Here is a 20,513-nt window from a genome sequence, read left to right on the forward strand (position 1 = left end):
ATACAAAAAAGGACGGCATTCAGCCATCCCTTTCTTCTCACCCTGCACTTAGTCCCTCTTACTGAACTTGGCCAACAGGTCCAAAATCCGTACATACAGCCATACCAGAGTCACCAGCAATGCAAAAGCACCATACCATTCCATATATTTGGGTGCGCCTTGATCTGCTTGCTCTTCAATAAAATTAAAATCAACCAGCAGATTTAAAGCCGCAATGATCACGATAAATAAACTGATGCCGATGCCCAGCCAACCTGTTTCATGGATATACGGAACATTCATACCGAAAAAATTCAAAATAAAATCAACCAGTGTCACCAGAAAAATCGCCATCGTACACAGGACCACGAATGAGATAAAGCCGCGTGTCACCTTGATGATTCGCTGTGTATACATAAAGAGCATCAAGAACAAAATACCCACGGTCAGCAAAATGGCATTAGCCACAATTCCCGGGTACTCATACTCCATAAAGGCTGAAACGCCACCCAAAGCAAAACCACTCAGAATCGCATATACAGGAGAGAGTAACGGAGCCGTCTTGGGAAAAAAGGATATCGCAAGTGCTACGCCTGCCATACCAATAAATCCTGCCGTCAGCAAAGATAGCACCTCTACAGTTCCTTCATAGGTCATGTACCAGGTAATACTGCCAGAGACGATGAGCAGAACCAGCAGAAGCAACGTTTTGTTCACCGTTCCTCCAATGGTCATGCGTTGTTCACTAGCTTCTCTTTCATCTTCGCGCAAAAAGATGTCATCACGTAAAACCGGATTGCTAAAGCTCATACAGGGTACTCCTTTTCGATGTTGTTGTTTGCTATGCTATATGTATATATCGGCACAATATGAAAAAAGTTTCAGAAAATTTCAAACAAAAAAAGCTCTAACCTTGCCTTTCGGCAAAGCTAGAGTTAGAGAGTCAGGTCGTTACAAGTTAGAAATCAGATGTAGCAATTTGGATTGTACCTGTTACTGCTCCAACTGGAGTCGCCTGAAGAGCAGCTACCAGCAGCAAAGCAACTTCTAACGTTAGACTGTTGCCCGCCGGGATAACATAAGTGATCACAGGAGCATTGACACGGGTAACCACAAGATCAACCGGATTGGCACCCGTATTATTCACGGTAATTGTAGCATTATTACCGCCTCTCAGGTTTTCAAAAAAGGACTTACCCACACCAGCAGCAAGATTGTAGAATTGCGAAGGTAAAAGAATCGCCATAGTTTTCACCTCCCTTGCTTTTGATAGTGTATTCTATGCTTCCAATCTATGAACGTAACGTTAAGTGACTCAGTAATAAGACACAATTTAAAAGACTCATAGATTAACGTACCCTATATATGTAAAAAAGAGTTGCCCTCTCAGATCCTTTACAGAATCTGCGGACAACTCCTTTTTTAAATAATGGAAGGCTCAAACGTTATAAAAAGTGGCTAGTAGGATTGTATGTTGCCTTTGCTTCATTATTGCACGTGAATGCTCAATTCCTGCGGACCGAAACGGGAAGGCGCAGAAACCTTCACACGAATTTGTCCAGCCTCCCCCTTCGACCGAATCCAGAATGCAATACGTCCTCCAATCAGAGATAAGCTCGAAGGACCGATCAATTCACCCACTCCCTCGACCTCCACCGAAACGGGATCTGCATAGAACGGCAATACATTGCCGTATTCGTCCAGAGCATCGACTACCACTCGAGTGACATCCCAATCGCCGGCTTCCAGCACTGTATCATCTGCAGCTACGCGCAGCTCTGTCGGCACCGGATTACGTGAATAGTATCTACGTATTACTTCTTGCCCATTTATGTACCCAATGAATACAGCGTCTTCCCACTTCATGCCCCAGTGGCCTGTCAACTCGTCGATCACGACAGGGGGGTGAGGAAGCGCTGGGTACTTCTCTCGGTTCGGACGATAAACACCTTTGCGCTCATGACCGTAGATGAACTCCACCTCATCGCAATTGGTGAACACGACCAGCGGCACGATGCCTCCGATATTCCGCTCGCCACGCGACCAGTAAGTGACCGGCTCCATAACGACTTCCTGTTCGACGTTCTTCTGGCTCCGGTACACGCTCGCTGCAAATTTAGGCAGGCGGAACATATCCATGACACCGTGGTAGCAGATTTTATCACCGGAACCAAAATCAGCATGCGTGTTATAGTCAAAAGCACACCAGCCAATCGCTCCGGCAATGCCCTCATCGGCATAGGAAGCATTTTGGACCCGCGTATGGCGCAGTGCATGCTCCATTACCCGTTCCTCCTGGTCAAAACGCTTGGTCGGGTACATATGCCCGTTATATTCCGTTACCAGATAAGGGACCGGATGATCCAGCTTTGTAACGAAAGACGGCTGGCGCAAGCCTGTCGTTTCGCCATCTACGCCTTCTGTATCGTCATACGTATCAAAATTGCGGATTTCCTTCGCCAAATATTTTTTGTGCCCACCATCATGAACAAAATCATTTATCGTATATACGTCTTCCAGCAGCTCACTGCCTACAATATAACGCACACCACCCGTAGCACGGGTCGGATCTAGCTTTCGTGCCAGCTCATTGGTACGCGTGTACAGATCATGATCATCCTGCGACTCATTAATTCGTACGCCCCAGATGACGATGGAGGGATGATTACGATCACGGATAATCATGTCCTCGACGTCCCTCACCGCCTGGTCCTTCCACGCTTTACCGCCAATATGCTGCCAACCCGGAATCTCTTCGAAAACGAGCAATCCGATCTCATCACAGCGGTCTAGAAAATGACGGGACTGAGGGTAGTGGGATGTCCGTACCATATTCAGCCCCAGCTCCTCCTTGAGCACATCTGCATCACGACGCTGCGCTCTTTTGGGCATAGCATAGCCAACGTACGGATAGGATTGGTGACGGTTCAAGCCAAGCAGCTTGATCTTCCGCCCGTTCAAGTAAAAACCGTCCGGCTGAAATTTGGCCTCGCGGAAGCCAAAGCGCACGGTCACCTGATCCAACGCTTCTCCGCCTCGTAGCAGCGTCAGCTTCACTTCATACAGCTTGGGATCATCTATATCCCAAAGCTGCAGGCCGTTCAATTCGCCTAGTTCCAGCGTCACTTCCGCCGCCGTCACCACTGCCAGCTCGGTCTCCGCCTTCACGCTCGCTCTGTCCAGCAGTTGCAGCGCGACCGTCAAGTCGTCCTGCTGATCGCTGGCGCCCTCCAGCTCCACGACGACGCGTACCGTCTTACTTGCTGCAAGCGGCTCCGGCGTTTGGACGAATACCGTTCCGAGGTGTACAGGCTCCACTATTCGCAGCTGCACTTCGCGGTAAATACCGCCGTAGGTCAGATAGTCGATGACTGCCCCAAAGGGAGGGATGTCGTCCCGTTCCGTGGAATCGACGATGACCGTGAGCACATTGGAGCCGCCATACTCGGCAACTTCGGTCAATTCAACGCTGAACGGTGTATATCCACCTTTATGCTCACCCGCTTTTACCCCGTTTAGATATACCTGGGCATAGGTCATGACTCCTTCAAAATCAACGTACACTCGCTTACCTTTGGCATCTGCCGGAATGTCCAGCTCTCTTTTATACGTAGAAATAAACTGAAATGCCTTGTCGTCAAAATAATTGTACGGCAGCTCTACATTCGTGTGCGGCAGCTGAACTGGCTCATACCGACTCGCATCAATGCCTGCGCTTACTTCGCTCTCGACATATTCAGGAAGGTAAAACCATTGGTCATTCAACGGCAAAATGGTACGCATGGGCAGTCACCTCAACCTTTTATTTTTCACTCTTATACCATAGTAAAATATTTGAGTAAAAATAATGAGTAAAACTTAGTAAAATAAATATATGTTAAATGTAAGCATTTACAAGACAATTGTCAATCCATTTTTGTATCTTTTTACAATCAAAAAAACAGCCCCGGAAGGCAGGGCTGTCCAAATCCATAACGTTGATTTTATTGGGCATCGGTATGTAGCGGCGCACTGCTGTTGCGAATCATTAGCTCGGTCGGAATGATGACCTTGCGCCCTACCTCGTTGGGACCGTTGCGTACCGTATGCAGCAAGAACTGAACACCCGTTTCTCCCATCAGTTCGGTATGTGTTTTGACCGTTGACAGAGATGGGGTCAAATATTCCGCTGTCGGAATATCATTGAAGCCAACAATGGAGATCCGTTCCGGCACCGCAAGGTGATGCCGCTCCAGTGCCTTTAACACCCCAATAGCCACCGAATCGCTCGCAACAAAGAAAGCTGTAGGCAGATTTTCGGGTCCTGCCAGAATAGCCGCTTCCATCGCACGGAAGCCGTCTGCCGCCGTTCCGCCGCACACATGAATATCATCCGACGTGCACAGCCTGTGCTGTTCCTGATACCGCAAAAATGTCTCATAGCGAGCATCTAGATCCGCTCGTTCGAAATCATGGGACTGCTCATCCTTGCCCATACCTACATATCCGATGTGACGATGGCCTGCGCCCATCAAATAATCCAGTGCATCAGCTGTAGCGCGAGCAAGGTCAATGACCACATAGTCTGCCCCTGTGCGCTCTACCGAATGATCCAGAAAAACGCAAGGAATGGGCAGTTCCAGCATACGTTCTACCTCTTCGCTGCTAAAATGCCCCAGCACGATCAGCCCATGCAGCCCTTCGGATGACGCCTTCAGCGCAGTCAGGTCCTCTCTTCTGAAAATACGCTCCAGCTGTGCCCCGCTTTGGCGGCACTCTTTTTCCACGCCAAACCGGATAGACAGATAATAAGGGTCTTCCAGTTCCTCGTACGTACTAAACCAGTGCACCATGCCCAACCGAATGGGTCCATCTGCCTTCTTGCGGGGCTGACGACCAATACCGCCATTTTTACGTTTAACAGTCGTATACTTCATACGCTCGGCAACCTCAAAAATTTTACGCCGCGTTTCCTCTGATACAGACAGTGTTTCATCATAATTCAGCACTCGGGAGACCGTGGATATCGAAACCTCTGCCTCCTGGGCGATATCTTTTAACGTAGGCATTGCAGACTCCTTTAATCGTTTTACTCTATTTTTACTTTTATTTTACTATTATCCCTAAAAGGTTCAACCATTTTTTTCATATTATAAGCCTAATCATGATAAAATACGTACCATAATAGAAATGACACCAAGGAGGATACACACATGAAACAGGAACTGATTGACCGCCTGACTACCTATGTTCAGGTAGATACCCAATCTGATGAAAGCAGTCACACTTGCCCCACTACACCCGGACAGCTCACATTGGGCAACCTCTTGGTGGGCGAATTGAAAGCCATTGGTATGACAGACGTAACTATTGATGATCATGGTTATGTGATGGCGACCCTTCCTTCCAATACGGATAAAGAGGTTCCCGTCATCGGTTTTCTCGCTCACCTCGATACGGCTACCGAGCTGACTGGTGCAGGGGTAAAGCCGCAATTGACGGAAAACTATGATGGGGGCGATATCACGCTGAATGCTTCGCTTGGTGTGGTTCTTTCTCCACGTGAGTTTCCCGAACTGACTCAATATAAAGGCCACACCCTGATCACAACAGATGGTACCACCCTGCTCGGTGCAGACAACAAAGCCGGGATCGCAGAAATCATGACAGCTATCCACTACCTGATTGACCATCCAGAAATTCAACATGGCAAAATTCGCGTTGCTTTTACACCGGACGAAGAGATTGGGAGAGGACCGGAACGCTTTGATGTAGCCGCTTTTGGCGCTGAATATGCCTATACGGTAGACGGCGGACCGCTCGGAGAACTGGAGTATGAGAGCTTTAACGCCGCAGCCGCCCATATTACCATTCACGGTGTGAATGTGCATCCTGGTACGGCTAAAAACAAAATGATTCACGCTGCCAAAATCGCTATGGAGCTGCACAGTCGGTTACCTGCAAACGAAGCCCCGGAATATACAGACGGATATGATGGCTTCTATCATCTCTTGGATTCTACAGGCACCGCAGAACAAGCTAAACTGTACTATATTATCCGTGATTTTGACCGCGAGAGCTTTGAAAACCGGAAAGCTTATTTAACAAATGTAGTCAAAGAGCTGCAGGCCGCATATGGAGAAAACCGTATTGCGCTGGAGCTGAGAGATCAATATTACAACATGAAAGAGAAAATAGAGCCAGTCAAGCATATCGTCGATGTCGCTTATGAAGCAATGACAAAGCTGAATATCGAACCCATTATCAAGCCGATCCGTGGCGGTACAGACGGTTCACAGCTATCCTACATGGGACTGCCTACACCGAATATTTTTACAGGTGGGGAGAACTACCACGGTAAGTTTGAATATGTGTCGGTGGACAACATGGTGCTCGCTACCAAGGTTATTGTGGAAATCGCACAACTGTTCGAGCAACGCGGCAAGTGAACTACCTATACGCAGCACTGACACGTTCAGATTAAATAGAAGGCATATCGTTTCGTAATGGAAATGGTATGCCTTTTTTTCTGATGCTTTCACTTCCTTAAAGATTCAATATCTTTATAACTTTTATCCATCTTTAGACCGACAACTATATACGAGACTATAAAAAATATACCTAGTAAAGAAAGGTAGGTTATCTATTTGAATACAATAGATGCATTAATTGCAGCCATTCCCTACATACAACAGATCATGCGTGAGAAAGTGACCCTTGCTCTCTTCGACCGAACTCATGTCCTTATGTATACCCAATCGGAGGGTATGGACCTCGGCTTTGAAACAGGCTCGGAGCTACTCGAGGACTATAAGAATTTTGCCATGCTTAAAAATGGACGTGAGACCAGCCTGACCCACATTCCAGCTGAAATTCTAGGTTTTCCTCTGGATATGATCAGTATTCCTGTATTGGACGAGAAAGGTGAAGTCATTGCAGCATTTGCGGCCTCTTATAATTTGACTAACAAAAATCAACTGGATCAATTCGTATCCGAGAACCGCTCCATCACCGAGCAGCTCATTGATATGGTACAGCATGTAGCAGCTCATTCCGAGGAACTTCAGGCAACCAGTGAACAAATTTTGAAAAACACCCAAATCGCTGTGCAAAACTCGGGTAAAATCAATCAGGTAGCTGTGTTCATCAAGGAAATTTCCGATCAAACCAACCTGCTTGGATTGAATGCAGCGATTGAGGCCGCGCGTGTCGGAGAAGCAGGAGCAGGCTTTGGTGTCGTCGCTCAAGAGGTGCGCAAGCTATCCGTAGAATCCAAAAAGGCGACGGTCGATATTGAAGGGGCCCTTAAGGATGTACAGAACTCCATTCATCAAATGGAGCAGGAAATTGAGCAAATTGTTTCTTCTTCTCAAGAGCAGGCGACTCTGGTAGGCTCTTTCACTGAAGTGATGGACCGTATGCAAAAGGCGAGTGAAACGATGCAACATCTGGCCAATAGCCTGACTTCGTATGTCGTAAAATAAATTTTGGCATAAAAAAGGGAGCACACGGATCGCAAAATGCGTAAAAGTGTGCTCCCTTTATGTACAAAAGGCCTATCGGGCTTAAGGATCTAAATCTGAAACTCAAGCAGGATAAGAAAAAACGCCATGATTTGAAGGAATCACGGGGTCTAACCCTCCCCAAATATTTCCCACCGGAAGAGCAATACTAAGAGACGCCAAGGCCATAGTTACCGAGATTAATGCCTTTTTCATTATGAAGCCCCCTTAATAAAATGGTTTGGTATTGCTCTTGCTGTGATGGTGTTGCCCAATCTCGATAAGTCTCAAACAGAGCAACCAATGTCCTGAAATTGGCATCCACTTCTACATTGGCAGAGAATTGCAGAGAATCAAGAACATAATTTAAGGCAACGGAGTACTGCTTCTTCTTGAAATGGTAAATGGCCAATTGGTTGACCAGTTTTAGATAATATACGCGGTTTGCTCTATCTTCATAACCTTCAAATATTTTAATATCATCAGCAAAATCGTTCAGCAGGTCGTCTATATTCCAATTATTCAAGTTAGCCGCTTCCGCAATACCAACCAATCCTGGAAGTAACTCCTCTTCATTGTCATGAAGAAATTGAACGTACTCAGGCAAAAGTTCCCTTCTCCCCGAAAGTAACTCAATCGTAAATAAATTGGCCTTGGCGAGGAAACGGAATCTCTCTACTTCTTCGTGACCGCTCTGATCCAGCCCCATAAACCAGCCCATTTCGCTATACTTCATAATATAGTTTCTAGCTTCCTCATACTTGCCCATATTCTGATAGTAAATAGACTTCGCCAGATAACTGTAAGCATAATAAAACACTAGCGGGTGTTTGGTGTCCAATGTCTCATACTTGCCGTCTGCAGCATTTCTCAGTTGGGTGTGATACAGGTTTTCAGCCAACGTATGCAGAAAGTCTGCTACTTTGTTCGCTTCATCCCAATCATTATGTGTGTAGCTGAGTCTAAACAACTCACAAGCTTTATCGAGTTCGTGACTGTCCGACAACAAATAAATGGCTTCCCTTTGGTTCAAGACCTCTTCCATTAGACCCCGCCTCCCTAGCCTGAAAATTGCGGTTACCCCTAGCCCAATGGCTATTTTTCAGGGCAGTTATGCTGCTAGCCTCCATTTTTGCATACCGTATATTGCAAATATAGTCAAAACCTAACTTGAAGTCAATTCAATCATCGCTATCTTCTTTTTTTTGCAACCTTACATTGCTGTGTACGGTTATGGATTTTGCAAAATTCGATTCCAGTCGCTTCGAAGTGCAAGATATAGACGAACCAAACCATTTCGATCTATATCTTGTTCATTGGAAGTCGCTTATGGGATTTTTGCAAAATCCTCGGTTACGAATAGTTGACTCTCCTTATAGAAATAATACTAAAAAAGACAAAGTATAGGCTCTCTCATGGATGGTTTTTATGATGCTATAGTATCGTGGGGGTAACTACGTTACGAATTAGTGCGTACTTTTCAACCGGATAGCTGGGCCTTACAATCAAACCTGTGCATGATATTAAAGTATAGAGTAATACTCAACAGAGCATGTACCTGTTCATCAAAATACAAATTCACTTAAGGAGTGAAGTTAATACCATGGAACTTCAATTGGCTTTAGACTTAGTAGATATCCCGCAAGGGATTGCATTGGTAAAAGAAGTAGAGTCGTATATTGACATCGTAGAAATCGGTACGCCGATTGTCATCAATGAAGGACTTCATGCAGTAAAAGCAATGAAAGAAGCATTCCCGAATCTGAAAGTGCTGGCTGACCTGAAGGTTATGGATGCAGGGGGCTATGAAGTGCTAAAAGCTTCCGAGGCTGGTGCAGATATCGTTACGATTTTGGCTGTAGCTGAAGATGCAACAATCAAAGGTGCAGTAGAAGAAGCGAAAAAACAAGGCGGCAAAAAAATCCTGGTGGATATGATCGGTGTTAAAAACCTGGAGCAACGCGCGAAAGAAATTGACGCTCTGGGCGTTGACTACATCTGTGTGCATACAGGCTACGATCTACAAGCTGAAGGACAAAGCCCGTTCGAAGCACTGCAAACCGTCAAACAAGTCGTGAAAAACTCCAAAACTGCCGTGGCTGGCGGTATTAAGCTGAGCACATTGGCTGAAGTCGTGAAGGCTCAACCGGATCTGGTTATCGTCGGCGGTGGTATCACTGGCGAGGACGACAAAAAGGCTGTAGCTTCCCAAATGCAACAGCTCATCAAACAAGGTTAACCCCAATGGAAACCTCTCAATATTTATCTGAGGTACTCAACGAGCTACAATGGGTTCCACAGTTGATCAGCAATGCGGAATCGGAACAGCTGATCCACTCCATCAACGCTGCGAATAAGGTATTCGTGGCAGGTGCGGGCCGCTCAGGGTTCATGATTCGCTCGCTGGCGATGCGACTGATGCACATGGAAATTCAAGCTTACGTGGTGGGTGAAACCGTAACTCCCGGCTTGGGCGAGGGCGACCTGCTCATTATTGGTTCAGGCTCTGGCGAAACCAAAAGCCTGACCTCCATGGCAGAAAAAGCAAAGAAACTCGGGGCCTCTCTGGCGCTTCTAACCACGTCCCCCGAGTCTACCATCGGCAAACTGGCCAATATCATCGTCAAGCTGCCCGGTGCACCCAAGGATCCTTCCAACAAGGATTACCAGACGATTCAGCCTATGGGCTCATTGTTTGAGCAAACCCTGCTGTTGTACGGTGATGCACTGGTACTCAGAACGATGGAGCTGCGCAAGCTGACCTCCGAATCTATGTTTGGCCAACACGCTAACTTGGAATAAACCGCGATTCCTTTACGATAACAAAGCAGGCTGTCCTTCACATGTGAAATGTAAAGGACAGCCTGCTTTTATGCTTGTATAAGCGGACGTTCGATACAGCATACATGCCAATCCATACTTCCGTAAAACCGCCATTGCGTTCAGGTGAGATAACAAAGGCCGGCATGTATTCAAACCATTTATTCGTTATTCCCTGCTGGCAACGGCGGGACTTTGGACGAATCAGCAAGTGCCCAATAGGCATATTTGGCCTTTAACTGTTCGTCGAATAATAGCGGCTTATCCAGCCGGGCTATTGGAAACGTGCTGAGCCACGTATTTCCATCATCCGTACCCCAAATCGTCACATTGCTGATATGATCCTGCTGCCTTGAAAACATATCGAACAGCGCCCGATAGCGGTGAGCCTGCCGGATCAGCATAGATTCTGGAATCGTTTCATAGCGATCTGTGTCATTGGAATAAAGACCCATATCCAGCTCGGTAATCTGATTATCCAGACCAAGCGAAGCAAACTTTTCGATGGACTGCTCAATCTCGCTAATAGCGGGAAACTCTAGGCGGATATGCGATTGGTGGCCTACCCCGTCAATCGGTACACCTTTAGCGAGCAGATCACGTACCAAATTGTACAGAAAATCCCGTTTCTTCGGCTCATGCGTGTTGTAATCGTTAATGAATAGTCGTGCGTTCGGGCCCGCCGCTTCCCTCGTGACACGGAATGCTTTTTCAATATAATCCGTACCGGTAATCTGATACCACTTGCTGCGGCGCATGCCATCCGGCTGATCAGGATCAATGACCTCATTCACCACATCCCAATCGGTGATGACATTTTTATACCGCGCTGCAACAGCGCGAATATGCGTCTCCAGCCGATCCAGCAAAAGCTTTTTATTTTCAGCAGTCGGTGTCATCGGCTGTCCATTCTTATCCTTGAACATCCAATCCCCAGTTTGGTTATGCCACACCAAGGTATGGAAGCGAATCTCTAGTCCGTGCTGTCTAGCAAACTGCACAATTTGGTCTGCTTCCTCCCAATGGAACTGTCCCTCGGACGGTTGTAAGGAGATTGGCTTCATCGCATTCCCTGCAACGACGCTGTTAAAATGCTTCTGTACCAACTCTCCGTAAGCCCCTTCGGTCTGAAAAGCTTCAATCGCCGTGCCGATGCTGAACTGTCCCCCATATAATCCATGCAAAGAAGGAATGTCCTTTTCAATAGCCAGTGGTGGTACAAGTGACAGTTCGAAATCATCCATATAAAAGGAAGACGTTCCTTCTGCCGTTTCCAAATACATAGAAACAGTGTCTGCATCATGCGCGAGCGTATACGTACCAGATAAATGCATCCATCCCCCTGTCGTAGTAGCCGTGTCGCCTACAACAGTTTCATACGAACTATTCCCTTGGTGATCACGCTGCACGCTGAGCCTCACCTTGGCAGGCTGCTCACCCGGCGCCAGCTTCACCCAGGCACTGACCGTATATCGGCTGCCCTTTTGCATCGTAGCAGTCACATCCAGCTTCGGTCCGGCATATGTCTTTTGTCTGCCTGTTGTCAGCAGACTGTATGAGCCGCTTCGTGCATCGGCATCCGAAACCTGCACGGTCTCGGCTCCCATACGGGACACCCATCCTTGAGCCGTACCCTCTTCAAACCCGGATACGATACCATGGGCCGGCTCCGTTGGCGTCTTCGATACCTGTGTTATTTCTACCTCATCCACATAGTAGGCCTGTGCGGGATTCGAGCTTTCCACATACAGCTTCAATGCATCCATCCCCCCGGTAAAAGTATATTTCCCCTGAAGTTTAATCCACGATGTATCCGCCGTCTCCGTCTGCGCTACCGTCTTCCATGTCGTAGTCCCGTCTGTCGGCTGCTGCTCCACTGTAAGTTTAACCATGCTCGGAACCGCAGAATGACCATCTAGCTTCACATAGCCACTAATTTCATACTCTACATCCGGCTGCAATAGCGACTTCACATCCAGCTCCGCCCCGTTCCAAGCCGCTGTGCGGGCGGTTGCCTTCAGACTGTGCGTGCCGCCATATGCTGCTTCCGTGACGGATGCAATTTGGGTATAAGTTCCCCGGGGTTTCCAGCCGTCGCTGTTTCCTTGCTCAAATCCATACGTTCCAATGGTTTTATGGACACCACCCGCTGGCAGCACCGTATCCGAAACGAGCGGGGAATGTTCTATAGACGGAGCTGCCTTTAGTACAGACGCCCCCCACCAACCAACAGGCGATAACAACAGCGCTCCAGCCAGTACCAGACAAAAAGGCTTAACCCAACATGACCGCAAAACAATCCCTCCCGTACTTCAATTTTTTTGGAATTGGTATTTGGCACCATGGTTTTCATTTACTAACCTTTGACACCGCCCAAGGTCATACCCTTCACAAAGTACTTTTGCAAAAAGGGATAAACTAAAATAATAGGCACTGAAGCGACAATCGTCATCGTGGCCCGAATTGAGGTAGGCGTGACCGACTTCGCTAGATTTTCCGAACCAGCGAATTGGCTCGCATAGTCCTGAGTGTTAACAGACGTGTTGGAATTTTGCAGTATTTTCATCAACTCATATTGAAGAGTGCTCCATTGTTCATATGACGAATTGTACAAAAACACATCGAACCAGGAATTCCATTGCGCGACTGCTGTAAACAGCGACACCGTCGCTAGCACGGGAACACACAGCGGTAAAACGATGCGCATAAAAGTGGAAAACTCCCCAGCCCCGTCAATACGCGCCGACTCTAAAATCCCTTCCGGCAATCCCTCAATAAAGGAGCGAATAACAATCACATTAAACACCCCAATCAATCCCGGCACGACATACACCCAGAAAGTCCCCAGCATCCCAAGCTCACGAATCAGGAGAAAGTTCGGAATCAGTCCACCGCTAAAATACATCGTTAAAATAAAAGCAATCGAAACAAATTTACGCAGCACATATTCCGGCCGACTGATCGTGTACGCCACCATCGCGCAGCAAAACACCGAAGTCACCGTGCCCGCAACCGTACGTAATACAGAAATCAGCGTAGCATGGAAAATCGTTGCTTCCTTGAACACAAATTCATAATTACTCCACGTGAATTCACGTGGCCACAAATAAATCCCGCCCCGTATCGAATCATTCGCTTCATTCAACGAAACCGCCAGCGTATTCAAGAACGGATAGAGCGTGAACACCATCAGGCAGAGCATAAACAGAATATTGCACGCATCAAAAATCCGATCCGAGGGCGCCCGAAATCGCCCGTGTACAGCCTTCCCTTTACCCATGACTTCCGCTCCTTTCTAAAAAACAGCTTAAGCACCCAGGCATGTAATCCATACGATGGGTAGGATCATTGATATTGGAGCCGTTGTTGGTGCTGTGATATGAGTTGTAGTTTGTGTCAATTATTTTGTTAATGTCAGTTGTTATTAGAAAAGTTATTTTTCAAGCAGTTAATGAGGTCAGCGAAGCGGCCTGTTAAAAATCCACTGACCTGCACCCGTAGTATGAATGAGCTCGCACCTTCTGTTATCACCACCACTAGCAGTCCTAAAAACAAGCGAAAGCGAAGCTGAGCCAACCATCATGGCGCATTTACCCAAGGAAGCGCGAGTCACGCGCCTTCCCTAAGTTCTCCCCTTGCCACTACCCTCAGTTCTCAAAAAAAGTGACTTTACGGCGGGTAGCAGCGGAGCGGGCGGAATTGTTCTGAAGAAGCGGAGCGTTCGCCTTTATCCCCGGATTTTAACCTATGATCTTTATTCCAATAAGAAAATACGGGGATAACAGCGATCGGAAGAACAATCCGCACGCGAAGCGACAACGAGCCCTCCCCAGAAACTCACTCTTTTTTTAGAACAATCTCTCCTCCCCTAACCGCTTCGCAATATGATTGGCGCTAAACAGTAAGATGAAGCTGACCACCGTTTTGAACATCCCGGCAGCAATGGAAAGCGAGAAATTACCCATCTGGATACCATATTTCAGCACAAAAATATCCAGATTCTCCGAGTAATCCACGTTCATACCGTTGCCCAGTAAGTATTGCGGCTCAAAGCCGGATTCCAGCAGATTGCCGATGTTCATAATGAGCAGGATGATAAATACAGGCTTCAATCCGGGTAATGTCACATGCCAAATCCGCTGAAAACGCCCTGCTCCATCCATCTCAGCCGCTTCATACTGCGAGGGATCAATCATCGTCATCGCGGCCAAATAAATGATGGTATTCCAGCCGACATTTTTCCATACCTCCGATGCACCGAGAATGCCCCAGAAATAGCTTCCTTCGCCCAGCCACAGAATAGGCTCCTTAATCAATCCCAGCCACATCAGCACCTCATTGATGATGCCGCCATCCGCAGATAGCGCCGTACTAATGATGCTGGCCGCGACCACCCACGAAATAAAATGCGGTAGATAGCTGATCGTCTGTACCACCCGCTTAAATACGAGCTGACGAAGCTCATTCAGCAAAATTGCTAGTGTTATAGCGGTGACAAAGCCCAACACCAAATTAATAAAGCTCATCGCCAGCGTATTGCGCATGACCCGCAGAAAGTGTTCATCCTGAAACAGAAAATGGAAATGCTTTAATCCAACCCATTGCTGATCGAGCAACTTGCGGGCAGGCTTAAAATCCTGAAAGGCAATCGTCCAGCCCCAGATGGGCAAATACTTGAAGATGAACAGCCAGATTAAAAAAGGGACGGACATCCATACTAGTGCCCGTTGCTGATTCAGCTTGTGCATAAATCCCCTAAAGCCGGTTCGCCGCGAGGGCGGAAAATGATCCGGGGAGATCGTGACAGGTGGTGGTGACGAGTGGCCCATAGCTGCTTCCTCCTTTATTTTTTACCGGGATTTTCGATTTTTTTGGCAACCTCCTTCGTGATCAACTCCTCATACGCCTTTACATCCAGCTTGTTGAATTCAGTAGTGTATTCATTCCAAATCGCATCAAACTGTTCCGGTGCAGACAGCACCAAACGCGGGAAATATTTGCGCTGTAGGTCCCCCTTCTTTTGCTGGAAGAGCTGCGCAGTTGAGCCTTGAGCAATCGGAATACTCCAGGCCGGATACCATGGGCGCTCGTCAGGTGCGGAAAACATTTGCGAGAAGGACTCTACACCATAGACTTTTAGTAGCTTTTTATCTCCCTCGGTGTAGGACATACGCGCAACCTCAGGCTGCCGTCCGGGGCCAACCGAGTTACCGTCAGGCAGGGTAGAACCGCTACCGTATCGCGGCCAACTATATTCAAAATATTTGAACCCGAATGATTCGCGGAACGCGTCCTGACCAGTCTGCTTAATTTGCTCCTCAGTCCGGTAAAAGCGTCCTTTTTTATCTACATCATAGGTTTCCCCCTTGATTCCCCAGTTGGATAATATCTGGTTTTCGTCCGTCAGCAGGTTGTCAAAAAATTTGATGATACGTACCGGGTCCTTGGCACTGACCGTAATTCCTATGCCTCGGTTATTAACGAATGACGACGGATCAATGTACTGATCCTTTATATTCTGGTCGTATACAATAGGCAGCCCTATATACTCCATATCATCATTGCCCGATTGCTTGGCAGCCTCTTGCAGATTATTCAGGGCCTGCCCCGCCTGCCAGCGGTAGTCAAAAAAGCCCAGCACCTTACCCGAAGTCAGCTTCGCCAAATATTGATCGTAATTGTCCACAAAGGACGATTTATCAAATAGGCCCTCTACATTGAGCTGATTTAGCTCTTTCAGATACCGCTTTGTGATTTCCATATCTCCATAATCCGTGGCCCGGTGTGTCTTCATATCAATAATCGTGCCGCCATCATTCGGATAGCCTGCCAGATGCATCGGCGCGTTCGTAAGAGCATAAAACCTATCCTGCGTGGTTAACGCCAGGTACCCAGTCAAGCCCTCATCTGCATGTTTTTTCGCATAGTTACGAATCAGGGCTAAATACTCGTCAAGTGTTTTGATTTTTGGAAATCCCGCTTCTTTTAATACCCTGCGTTGCACCCAAAAGGCTCCTTGCTCCAAGTTAGGCGCAGGTAAATAATCGCCTACCACCGCACTGAGCGGAAGAAAATAAATGTTCCCATCCTCCGCCTTCATCAAGTTGTAGTACGGTCCATATACACGCTTAATATTCGGTCCGTATTTGTCGATCAAATCATTCAGGGGAATAAAAGCCCCGGCATCCAGCAGCTTATCGATCGTGCCATCCGGTACTATCACATCCGGGAAATCGTTACTGGCAATAAATGTACCGATCTTCGTATTGGAATCACCCACCAAATGCTCCAGCTTCCAGTTTACCCCCGTCTGATCCTCCAGGATCTTGCCGATCCGCGTTTCATTGGTATTAATGTCCCTGCCCGCAGTGGCATTAAAATACGTGAATGTGACCTTCTCCTTGCTATCTCCTGACGCTGGCTCCTTGCCCGAGCTCCCTGAGCAAGCAGTGATCATAGATGCCATCATAACCATTACCAGACCGATGATTCCGAACCTTTTGCTTGTCATGCCAGACCTTCCCCTTTCGCCCTCTTTTGTCGATTGTGTGTGAATATCGTGCGGACGTACCGCAAGCACTGGGAATCCCGCACACCCTAAATTGTAAGCACTTTCATTTTATAAAATGCCGTCCATTTCGTTCACCTGCCAATCTAAAGGTGTTACTTAGGAAACTATAGGTAAAGGTCCTTCAAAGCAAAATAGGTACCGCTCTCCACCTCACTCCCGATCCGCAGGAATCCTAATTCGTATCTCCGTACCCACGCCGGGGGCACTGCGTATGGCAAGCTCAAAGCGGCTCCCGTAGTAAAGTTTAAGACGATAGATGACATTTTGCAGACCTATACGCTCACCCATTTCTTCCTGCCTTTGCATGTAACCATATAAACGTTGTACCTGTTCCTCAGACATGCCCACCCCATCATCTCGAACCGTTAGAATCAGTTGCCCTTCCTCCTGCTCAAAATGAATCTCAATGCGTCCCCCATGCTTTAGCGGCTCAATGCCGTGGATACTTGCATTTTCAACCAGTGTCAGCGCGACCATTTTGGGAAGCAGATTGTCCAAGTCTTCAGAGCGCGCCTGCACTTCGTACTGTATTCGCTCACCAAAGCGATATTGCTGGATTTCCAGAAAACAACGGATCAGCTCCAGCTCCTCCCGCAAAGTAACCCGATCCTTGTTCCACACCAGCGAATTGCGGAATATCCGTGCCATGTTATGAATAATGTGCGCTGTCTCATCCTCATGCTTCATCAAGCTCCTCATGCGAATCGTCTCCAGCGCATTGAACAGGAAATGGGGGTTGATCTGGCTGTGAAGTGCATTCAACTGGGCATGTCTGCGCTGAATTTCCAGATTTTTTCGTTGAATATCGGCCATATACACATCGTTAATCAGTCGTTTTATTTTCAGCGTCATCCGGTTAAACTCACCTGTTAATTGCCCGATTTCATCTCGCGACTCTGTATCGGGAATCAGCTCAAAATGCTGGTTTTTCACCTTTTTCATGTGCTTTAAAATACGATGAATCCTCACGTTCAGCGAACGTGTAATCCAGATAATAATTAATGTAGGTAACAGCATATTTACACAGGTTAACAAGAGCACAAAGTTGCGGGATTCCTGCATTTCATACAGCATTTCATCTCTGGATACCGCTGCCACAATGCTCCAGCCGTTCAGATTGCTCGTAAGCACATAATTCGTCTTGAACTCCATCGTGTCCTCGGGCAGCTTGAGGGTGCTATAGGCCACACTTTTGTGGTTTATAGCAACTTTGGGATCCGTTGTATATTCGATTTCCCCTCGTTCGTTCAGCAGAAAGAGACTTCCCTGCAAATTCAGGTTGTTGAAAATCTCACGAATGGACGACATTCGCAGTTCTATTTTTAGTATTTTTTCACGACCATTTTGGGAATAAAAGTAGTTCATCCGCCGAATCAGGCTGAAAGGGTGCAGCTGTTCGCCTGTACTGTCATCGGTACGTACAAATATAGGCTTGGACTGGCGCCCAGACGGGATTTTGGTATACCAGGGCAAGCTTCTGACCCTCTCATCTATAAAGCTGACTCCCCCGGAATCCAGCAGCGTTGAATTATCGGTGTAGATCGTAATTCCACCTACGGAATGGTATACAGGACTGTAATTATTGTTCAAGATACGACGTAAATAAGAGTCATAGGCAGCAATATAATCAGCAGGGTGGGGATATGTTTGTTCCAACACCTCATTGAGCTGATGATCGGTATAAAAGATAGACGAGATTTCCATCGCATCTTCAAATTCACGGTAAAATTCAATTTTAATCTGTTCCAGTGCACGCGAAATATCCTGAATACGCTGTTCTTTCACATTTTGTGAGGTAACATGGTAAAAAACCAGATTGGTCAACACTACAGGCGCGAAAACACACAGAAAATAAAGCAGCAGCATTTTATCCCGCAATCGCACATGATCAAGAGTCGTCCTCAGCATCTTCATTCGCCGGCCCTCTCTGGCTCGTCGCCAATACTCAAGCTGTTGCGGTATTCACTAGGCGTGGCGTGCGCCGTCTTTTCAAACTGGGTAACAAAATAGTCTGAACTGCCAAAGCCCACGCGCTCCGCAATTTCATAAATCCGCAGATCCGTCTGCCGCAACAAACGTTTTGCCTCCTGAACGCGCAATTTCAGCAAGAATTCGTTAAAGTACACACCATACGTTTTTCTGAACAATTGACCGAGGTACACCGGGTTCATGTAAAAGCGAGCCGCAATACTTTTCAGGCTTATATTCTCGGCTGCATGCTGCTCAATGTAAGCACGGATGTGCTGGATGCCTCCCTGCTGACAATCCTTGCGCAGAACCCCAATATACCTTCCACTTTCCTCTGCAAAAGCTGTAAACAATCGCTGTAGTTCACCCAGGGACAGGTTCATGTCCTGCCAGTTCATCATCGGTTCTAGTGACCGAAGTGAGCGCTCATCTCCCTGCATGTTTTGAATGACCCGAACGATACTAAGTACGCATTGATGCAAACTCATTTTCACAGCCTCAGGTGCATAACATTCCTCCCGAAAGCTGCTAAATAAATAATCCACGGCCACACGCAGCTCCTCCAACCGCAGTTCCTCGACTTGTTCCGTCATGCGATCCAGTACGTCCTGATGTATGGTCTTATAGTGGAGTGGTGGCATTCCCTCCTGTAGATATACAACAATACCGCTATGGTCATAAATGTATTTATGGAGCACTGCTTCCTTCGCACAGGCGTAGGACTGCTGGATATCCTGCAACCGATTCACAGGCTCTCCTGCATAAATGAAAACCCGACTTCCCAGCTGGTCTTTTAGTGACTTCATCCCCTCTATCTCCTGTTGTAGCGCTTTCATAAAGACTTCGACCTTGCCTTCAAAATAGTTCAAAAAGAAGTCCGGTACGATAAGACCGATCCGGTTGCGATGCTCATGGACATAGAGAGGGTACTTGCCATCCATTAAATGATGAAGTGCTTGCTCTATAAGCTCCCTGAATTGGAAAAGCGATAGCATAATATTATTGTCACCAGAGCGCCAGGGATGTTGGTCATTCAGCTCGACGAGTACATAGTACATAGAAGTGGCCTCCTCAAGCCGTAGTTGCTGCTCCCACTGTGTCACCACTACATCATCCACTGGGTTCATCATCACAGTCTCTAACAACCCACCTGCATGGTGATTCTGATATCGTTGCGCATTCTGTTGTTCACGATGCAGTCTCTCACTCAGCTTGCGCAATGTAGCCGAAAAGTCACCCTCATCAATCGGCTTAAGCATAAAATCATGAACCCCATAGCGGATTGCCTGCTGCGCATAAGCGAAATCACTATAGCCGCTTAAGATAATAAACGCGGGATGTTCTGTACTCTGTTCGAGCACAGATCGAATCAGCTCTAATCCGTCGAGCACAGGCATACGAATATCGGTAATGACCAGGTCCGGGTGAATACGGCTGATTAGCTCCAGCGCATCCTCACCGTTATCAGCTTCTCCTACGATTTCAAAACCACAGGCTTGCCAATCCATGAGTTGAAGCAGCCCTTTACGAGTAAAGGTTTCATCATCTACCACAATGGCTCGATGCAGCTTCATAACACGCTTCCTCCTTTTGATGTACGCCTATTTTATTATTTTAGTTAACTATTCCAACGATCTTAGTCACTATGATAATGTAAAAACATCAGGGATTGGAAATTTTCACCACACCTATGA

Annotated in this window: 15 protein-coding genes; 4 read left to right on the forward strand and 11 right to left on the reverse strand. The window is 47.1% G+C overall.

Features of this window, described 5'->3' with window-relative positions; genetic code table 11:
• Positions 1 to 48: 48 nt before the first annotated feature.
• From NSS94_RS23805 to NSS94_RS23820, 4 genes are all read right to left on the reverse strand, one after another.
• Positions 49 to 789 (reverse strand): Bax inhibitor-1/YccA family protein, encoded by a 741-nt coding sequence (locus NSS94_RS23805; RefSeq protein WP_023990900.1) that lies wholly within the window; start codon positions 787 to 789, stop codon positions 49 to 51.
• Positions 790 to 937: 148 nt separating this feature from the next.
• On the reverse strand, positions 938 to 1,225 hold the full coding sequence (locus tag NSS94_RS23810; protein ID WP_029518700.1) for a hypothetical protein: 288 nt from the start codon (positions 1,223 to 1,225) through the stop codon (positions 938 to 940).
• 242 nt (positions 1,226 to 1,467) lie between these two features.
• On the reverse strand, positions 1,468 to 3,762 hold the full coding sequence (locus tag NSS94_RS23815) for a glycoside hydrolase family 2 protein (protein ID WP_341040266.1): 2,295 nt from the start codon (positions 3,760 to 3,762) through the stop codon (positions 1,468 to 1,470).
• A gap of 200 nt (positions 3,763 to 3,962) precedes the next feature.
• Positions 3,963 to 5,027, reverse strand: a complete 1,065-nt coding sequence (locus NSS94_RS23820) for a LacI family DNA-binding transcriptional regulator (protein ID WP_341040267.1) — start codon at positions 5,025 to 5,027, stop codon at positions 3,963 to 3,965.
• A 144-nt stretch (positions 5,028 to 5,171) separates the two neighbouring features.
• Between NSS94_RS23820 and pepT the strand changes: the two genes are divergently transcribed.
• Together pepT and NSS94_RS23830 are read left to right on the forward strand one after the other, a co-directional pair.
• Positions 5,172 to 6,407 (forward strand): peptidase T, encoded by a 1,236-nt coding sequence (gene pepT, locus NSS94_RS23825; protein WP_209947651.1) that lies wholly within the window; start codon positions 5,172 to 5,174, stop codon positions 6,405 to 6,407.
• Positions 6,408 to 6,605: 198 nt separating this feature from the next.
• Positions 6,606 to 7,442, forward strand: a complete 837-nt coding sequence (locus tag NSS94_RS23830) for a methyl-accepting chemotaxis protein (RefSeq protein ID WP_069011007.1) — start codon at positions 6,606 to 6,608, stop codon at positions 7,440 to 7,442.
• 187 nt (positions 7,443 to 7,629) lie between these two features.
• Here the strand turns inward: NSS94_RS23830 and NSS94_RS23835 are convergent, their stop codons facing one another.
• Entirely contained in the window at positions 7,630 to 8,505 is an 876-nt protein-coding gene (locus NSS94_RS23835) for a DNA-binding protein (RefSeq protein WP_340933623.1), read from the reverse strand.
• Positions 8,506 to 9,063: 558 nt separating this feature from the next.
• Here NSS94_RS23835 and hxlA point away from each other — a divergent pair.
• Together hxlA and hxlB are read left to right on the forward strand one after the other, a co-directional pair.
• Positions 9,064 to 9,699 carry a 3-hexulose-6-phosphate synthase gene (hxlA, locus tag NSS94_RS23840; RefSeq protein ID WP_029518706.1) on the forward strand — a complete coding sequence of 212 codons (636 nt, stop codon included), beginning with the start codon at positions 9,064 to 9,066 and terminating at the stop codon, positions 9,697 to 9,699.
• Between the two features lie 5 nt (positions 9,700 to 9,704).
• The gene (gene hxlB, locus NSS94_RS23845; RefSeq protein WP_341040269.1) at positions 9,705 to 10,262 is read left to right on the forward strand and encodes a 6-phospho-3-hexuloisomerase; all 558 of its coding nucleotides are present in this window, start codon (positions 9,705 to 9,707) and stop codon (positions 10,260 to 10,262) included.
• 179 nt (positions 10,263 to 10,441) lie between these two features.
• Here hxlB and NSS94_RS23850 read toward each other — a convergent pair whose 3' ends face one another.
• The 6 genes from NSS94_RS23850 to NSS94_RS23875 form a co-directional block, all read right to left on the reverse strand.
• Positions 10,442 to 12,574 (reverse strand): endo-1,4-beta-xylanase, encoded by a 2,133-nt coding sequence (locus NSS94_RS23850; RefSeq protein ID WP_341040270.1) that lies wholly within the window; start codon positions 12,572 to 12,574, stop codon positions 10,442 to 10,444.
• Positions 12,575 to 12,636: 62 nt separating this feature from the next.
• The gene (locus tag NSS94_RS23855) at positions 12,637 to 13,560 is read right to left on the reverse strand and encodes a carbohydrate ABC transporter permease (protein ID WP_029518710.1); all 924 of its coding nucleotides are present in this window, start codon (positions 13,558 to 13,560) and stop codon (positions 12,637 to 12,639) included.
• Positions 13,561 to 14,128: 568 nt separating this feature from the next.
• Positions 14,129 to 15,109, reverse strand: a complete 981-nt coding sequence (locus NSS94_RS23860) for an ABC transporter permease (protein ID WP_029518711.1) — start codon at positions 15,107 to 15,109, stop codon at positions 14,129 to 14,131.
• A 14-nt stretch (positions 15,110 to 15,123) separates the two neighbouring features.
• Positions 15,124 to 16,791, reverse strand: coding sequence for an ABC transporter substrate-binding protein (locus NSS94_RS23865; RefSeq protein WP_029518712.1), 1,668 nt, complete (start codon positions 16,789 to 16,791; stop codon positions 15,124 to 15,126).
• Positions 16,792 to 17,001: 210 nt separating this feature from the next.
• Complete coding sequence (locus NSS94_RS23870) at positions 17,002 to 18,765, reverse strand: sensor histidine kinase (RefSeq protein ID WP_341040271.1); 1,764 nt, start codon at positions 18,763 to 18,765, stop codon at positions 17,002 to 17,004.
• Positions 18,762 to 20,393 carry a response regulator gene (locus tag NSS94_RS23875; RefSeq protein ID WP_341040272.1) on the reverse strand — a complete coding sequence of 544 codons (1,632 nt, stop codon included), beginning with the start codon at positions 20,391 to 20,393 and terminating at the stop codon, positions 18,762 to 18,764. Before NSS94_RS23875 ends, NSS94_RS23870 begins: the two co-directional genes overlap by 4 nt.
• Positions 20,394 to 20,513: the final 120 nt, after the last annotated feature.

The sequence above is a fragment of the Paenibacillus sp. FSL L8-0644 genome, assembly GCF_038008165.1.
GTDB lineage: Bacteria > Bacillota > Bacilli > Paenibacillales > Paenibacillaceae > Paenibacillus > Paenibacillus polymyxa_D.

Bases quoted from the DNA above. Each gene is read 5' to 3' on its own strand.
- NSS94_RS23875 (WP_341040272.1), bottom strand. From the start codon at position 20,393: ATGAAGCTGCATCGAGCCATTGTGGTAGATGATGAAACCTTTACTCGT.
- hxlB (WP_341040269.1), top strand. From the start codon at position 9,705: ATGGAAACCTCTCAATATTTATCTGAGGTACTCAACGAGCTACAATGG.
- NSS94_RS23865 (WP_029518712.1), bottom strand. From the start codon at position 16,791: ATGACAAGCAAAAGGTTCGGAATCATCGGTCTGGTAATGGTTATGATG.
- NSS94_RS23855 (WP_029518710.1), bottom strand. From the start codon at position 13,560: ATGGGTAAAGGGAAGGCTGTACACGGGCGATTTCGGGCGCCCTCGGAT.
- pepT (WP_209947651.1), top strand. From the start codon at position 5,172: ATGAAACAGGAACTGATTGACCGCCTGACTACCTATGTTCAGGTAGAT.
- NSS94_RS23860 (WP_029518711.1), bottom strand. From the start codon at position 15,109: ATGGGCCACTCGTCACCACCACCTGTCACGATCTCCCCGGATCATTTT.
- NSS94_RS23805 (WP_023990900.1), bottom strand. From the start codon at position 789: ATGAGCTTTAGCAATCCGGTTTTACGTGATGACATCTTTTTGCGCGAA.
- hxlA (WP_029518706.1), top strand. From the start codon at position 9,064: ATGGAACTTCAATTGGCTTTAGACTTAGTAGATATCCCGCAAGGGATT.
- NSS94_RS23870 (WP_341040271.1), bottom strand. From the start codon at position 18,765: ATGAAGATGCTGAGGACGACTCTTGATCATGTGCGATTGCGGGATAAA.
- NSS94_RS23815 (WP_341040266.1), bottom strand. From the start codon at position 3,762: ATGCGTACCATTTTGCCGTTGAATGACCAATGGTTTTACCTTCCTGAA.
- NSS94_RS23820 (WP_341040267.1), bottom strand. From the start codon at position 5,027: ATGCCTACGTTAAAAGATATCGCCCAGGAGGCAGAGGTTTCGATATCC.
- NSS94_RS23835 (WP_340933623.1), bottom strand. From the start codon at position 8,505: ATGGAAGAGGTCTTGAACCAAAGGGAAGCCATTTATTTGTTGTCGGAC.
- NSS94_RS23810 (WP_029518700.1), bottom strand. From the start codon at position 1,225: ATGGCGATTCTTTTACCTTCGCAATTCTACAATCTTGCTGCTGGTGTG.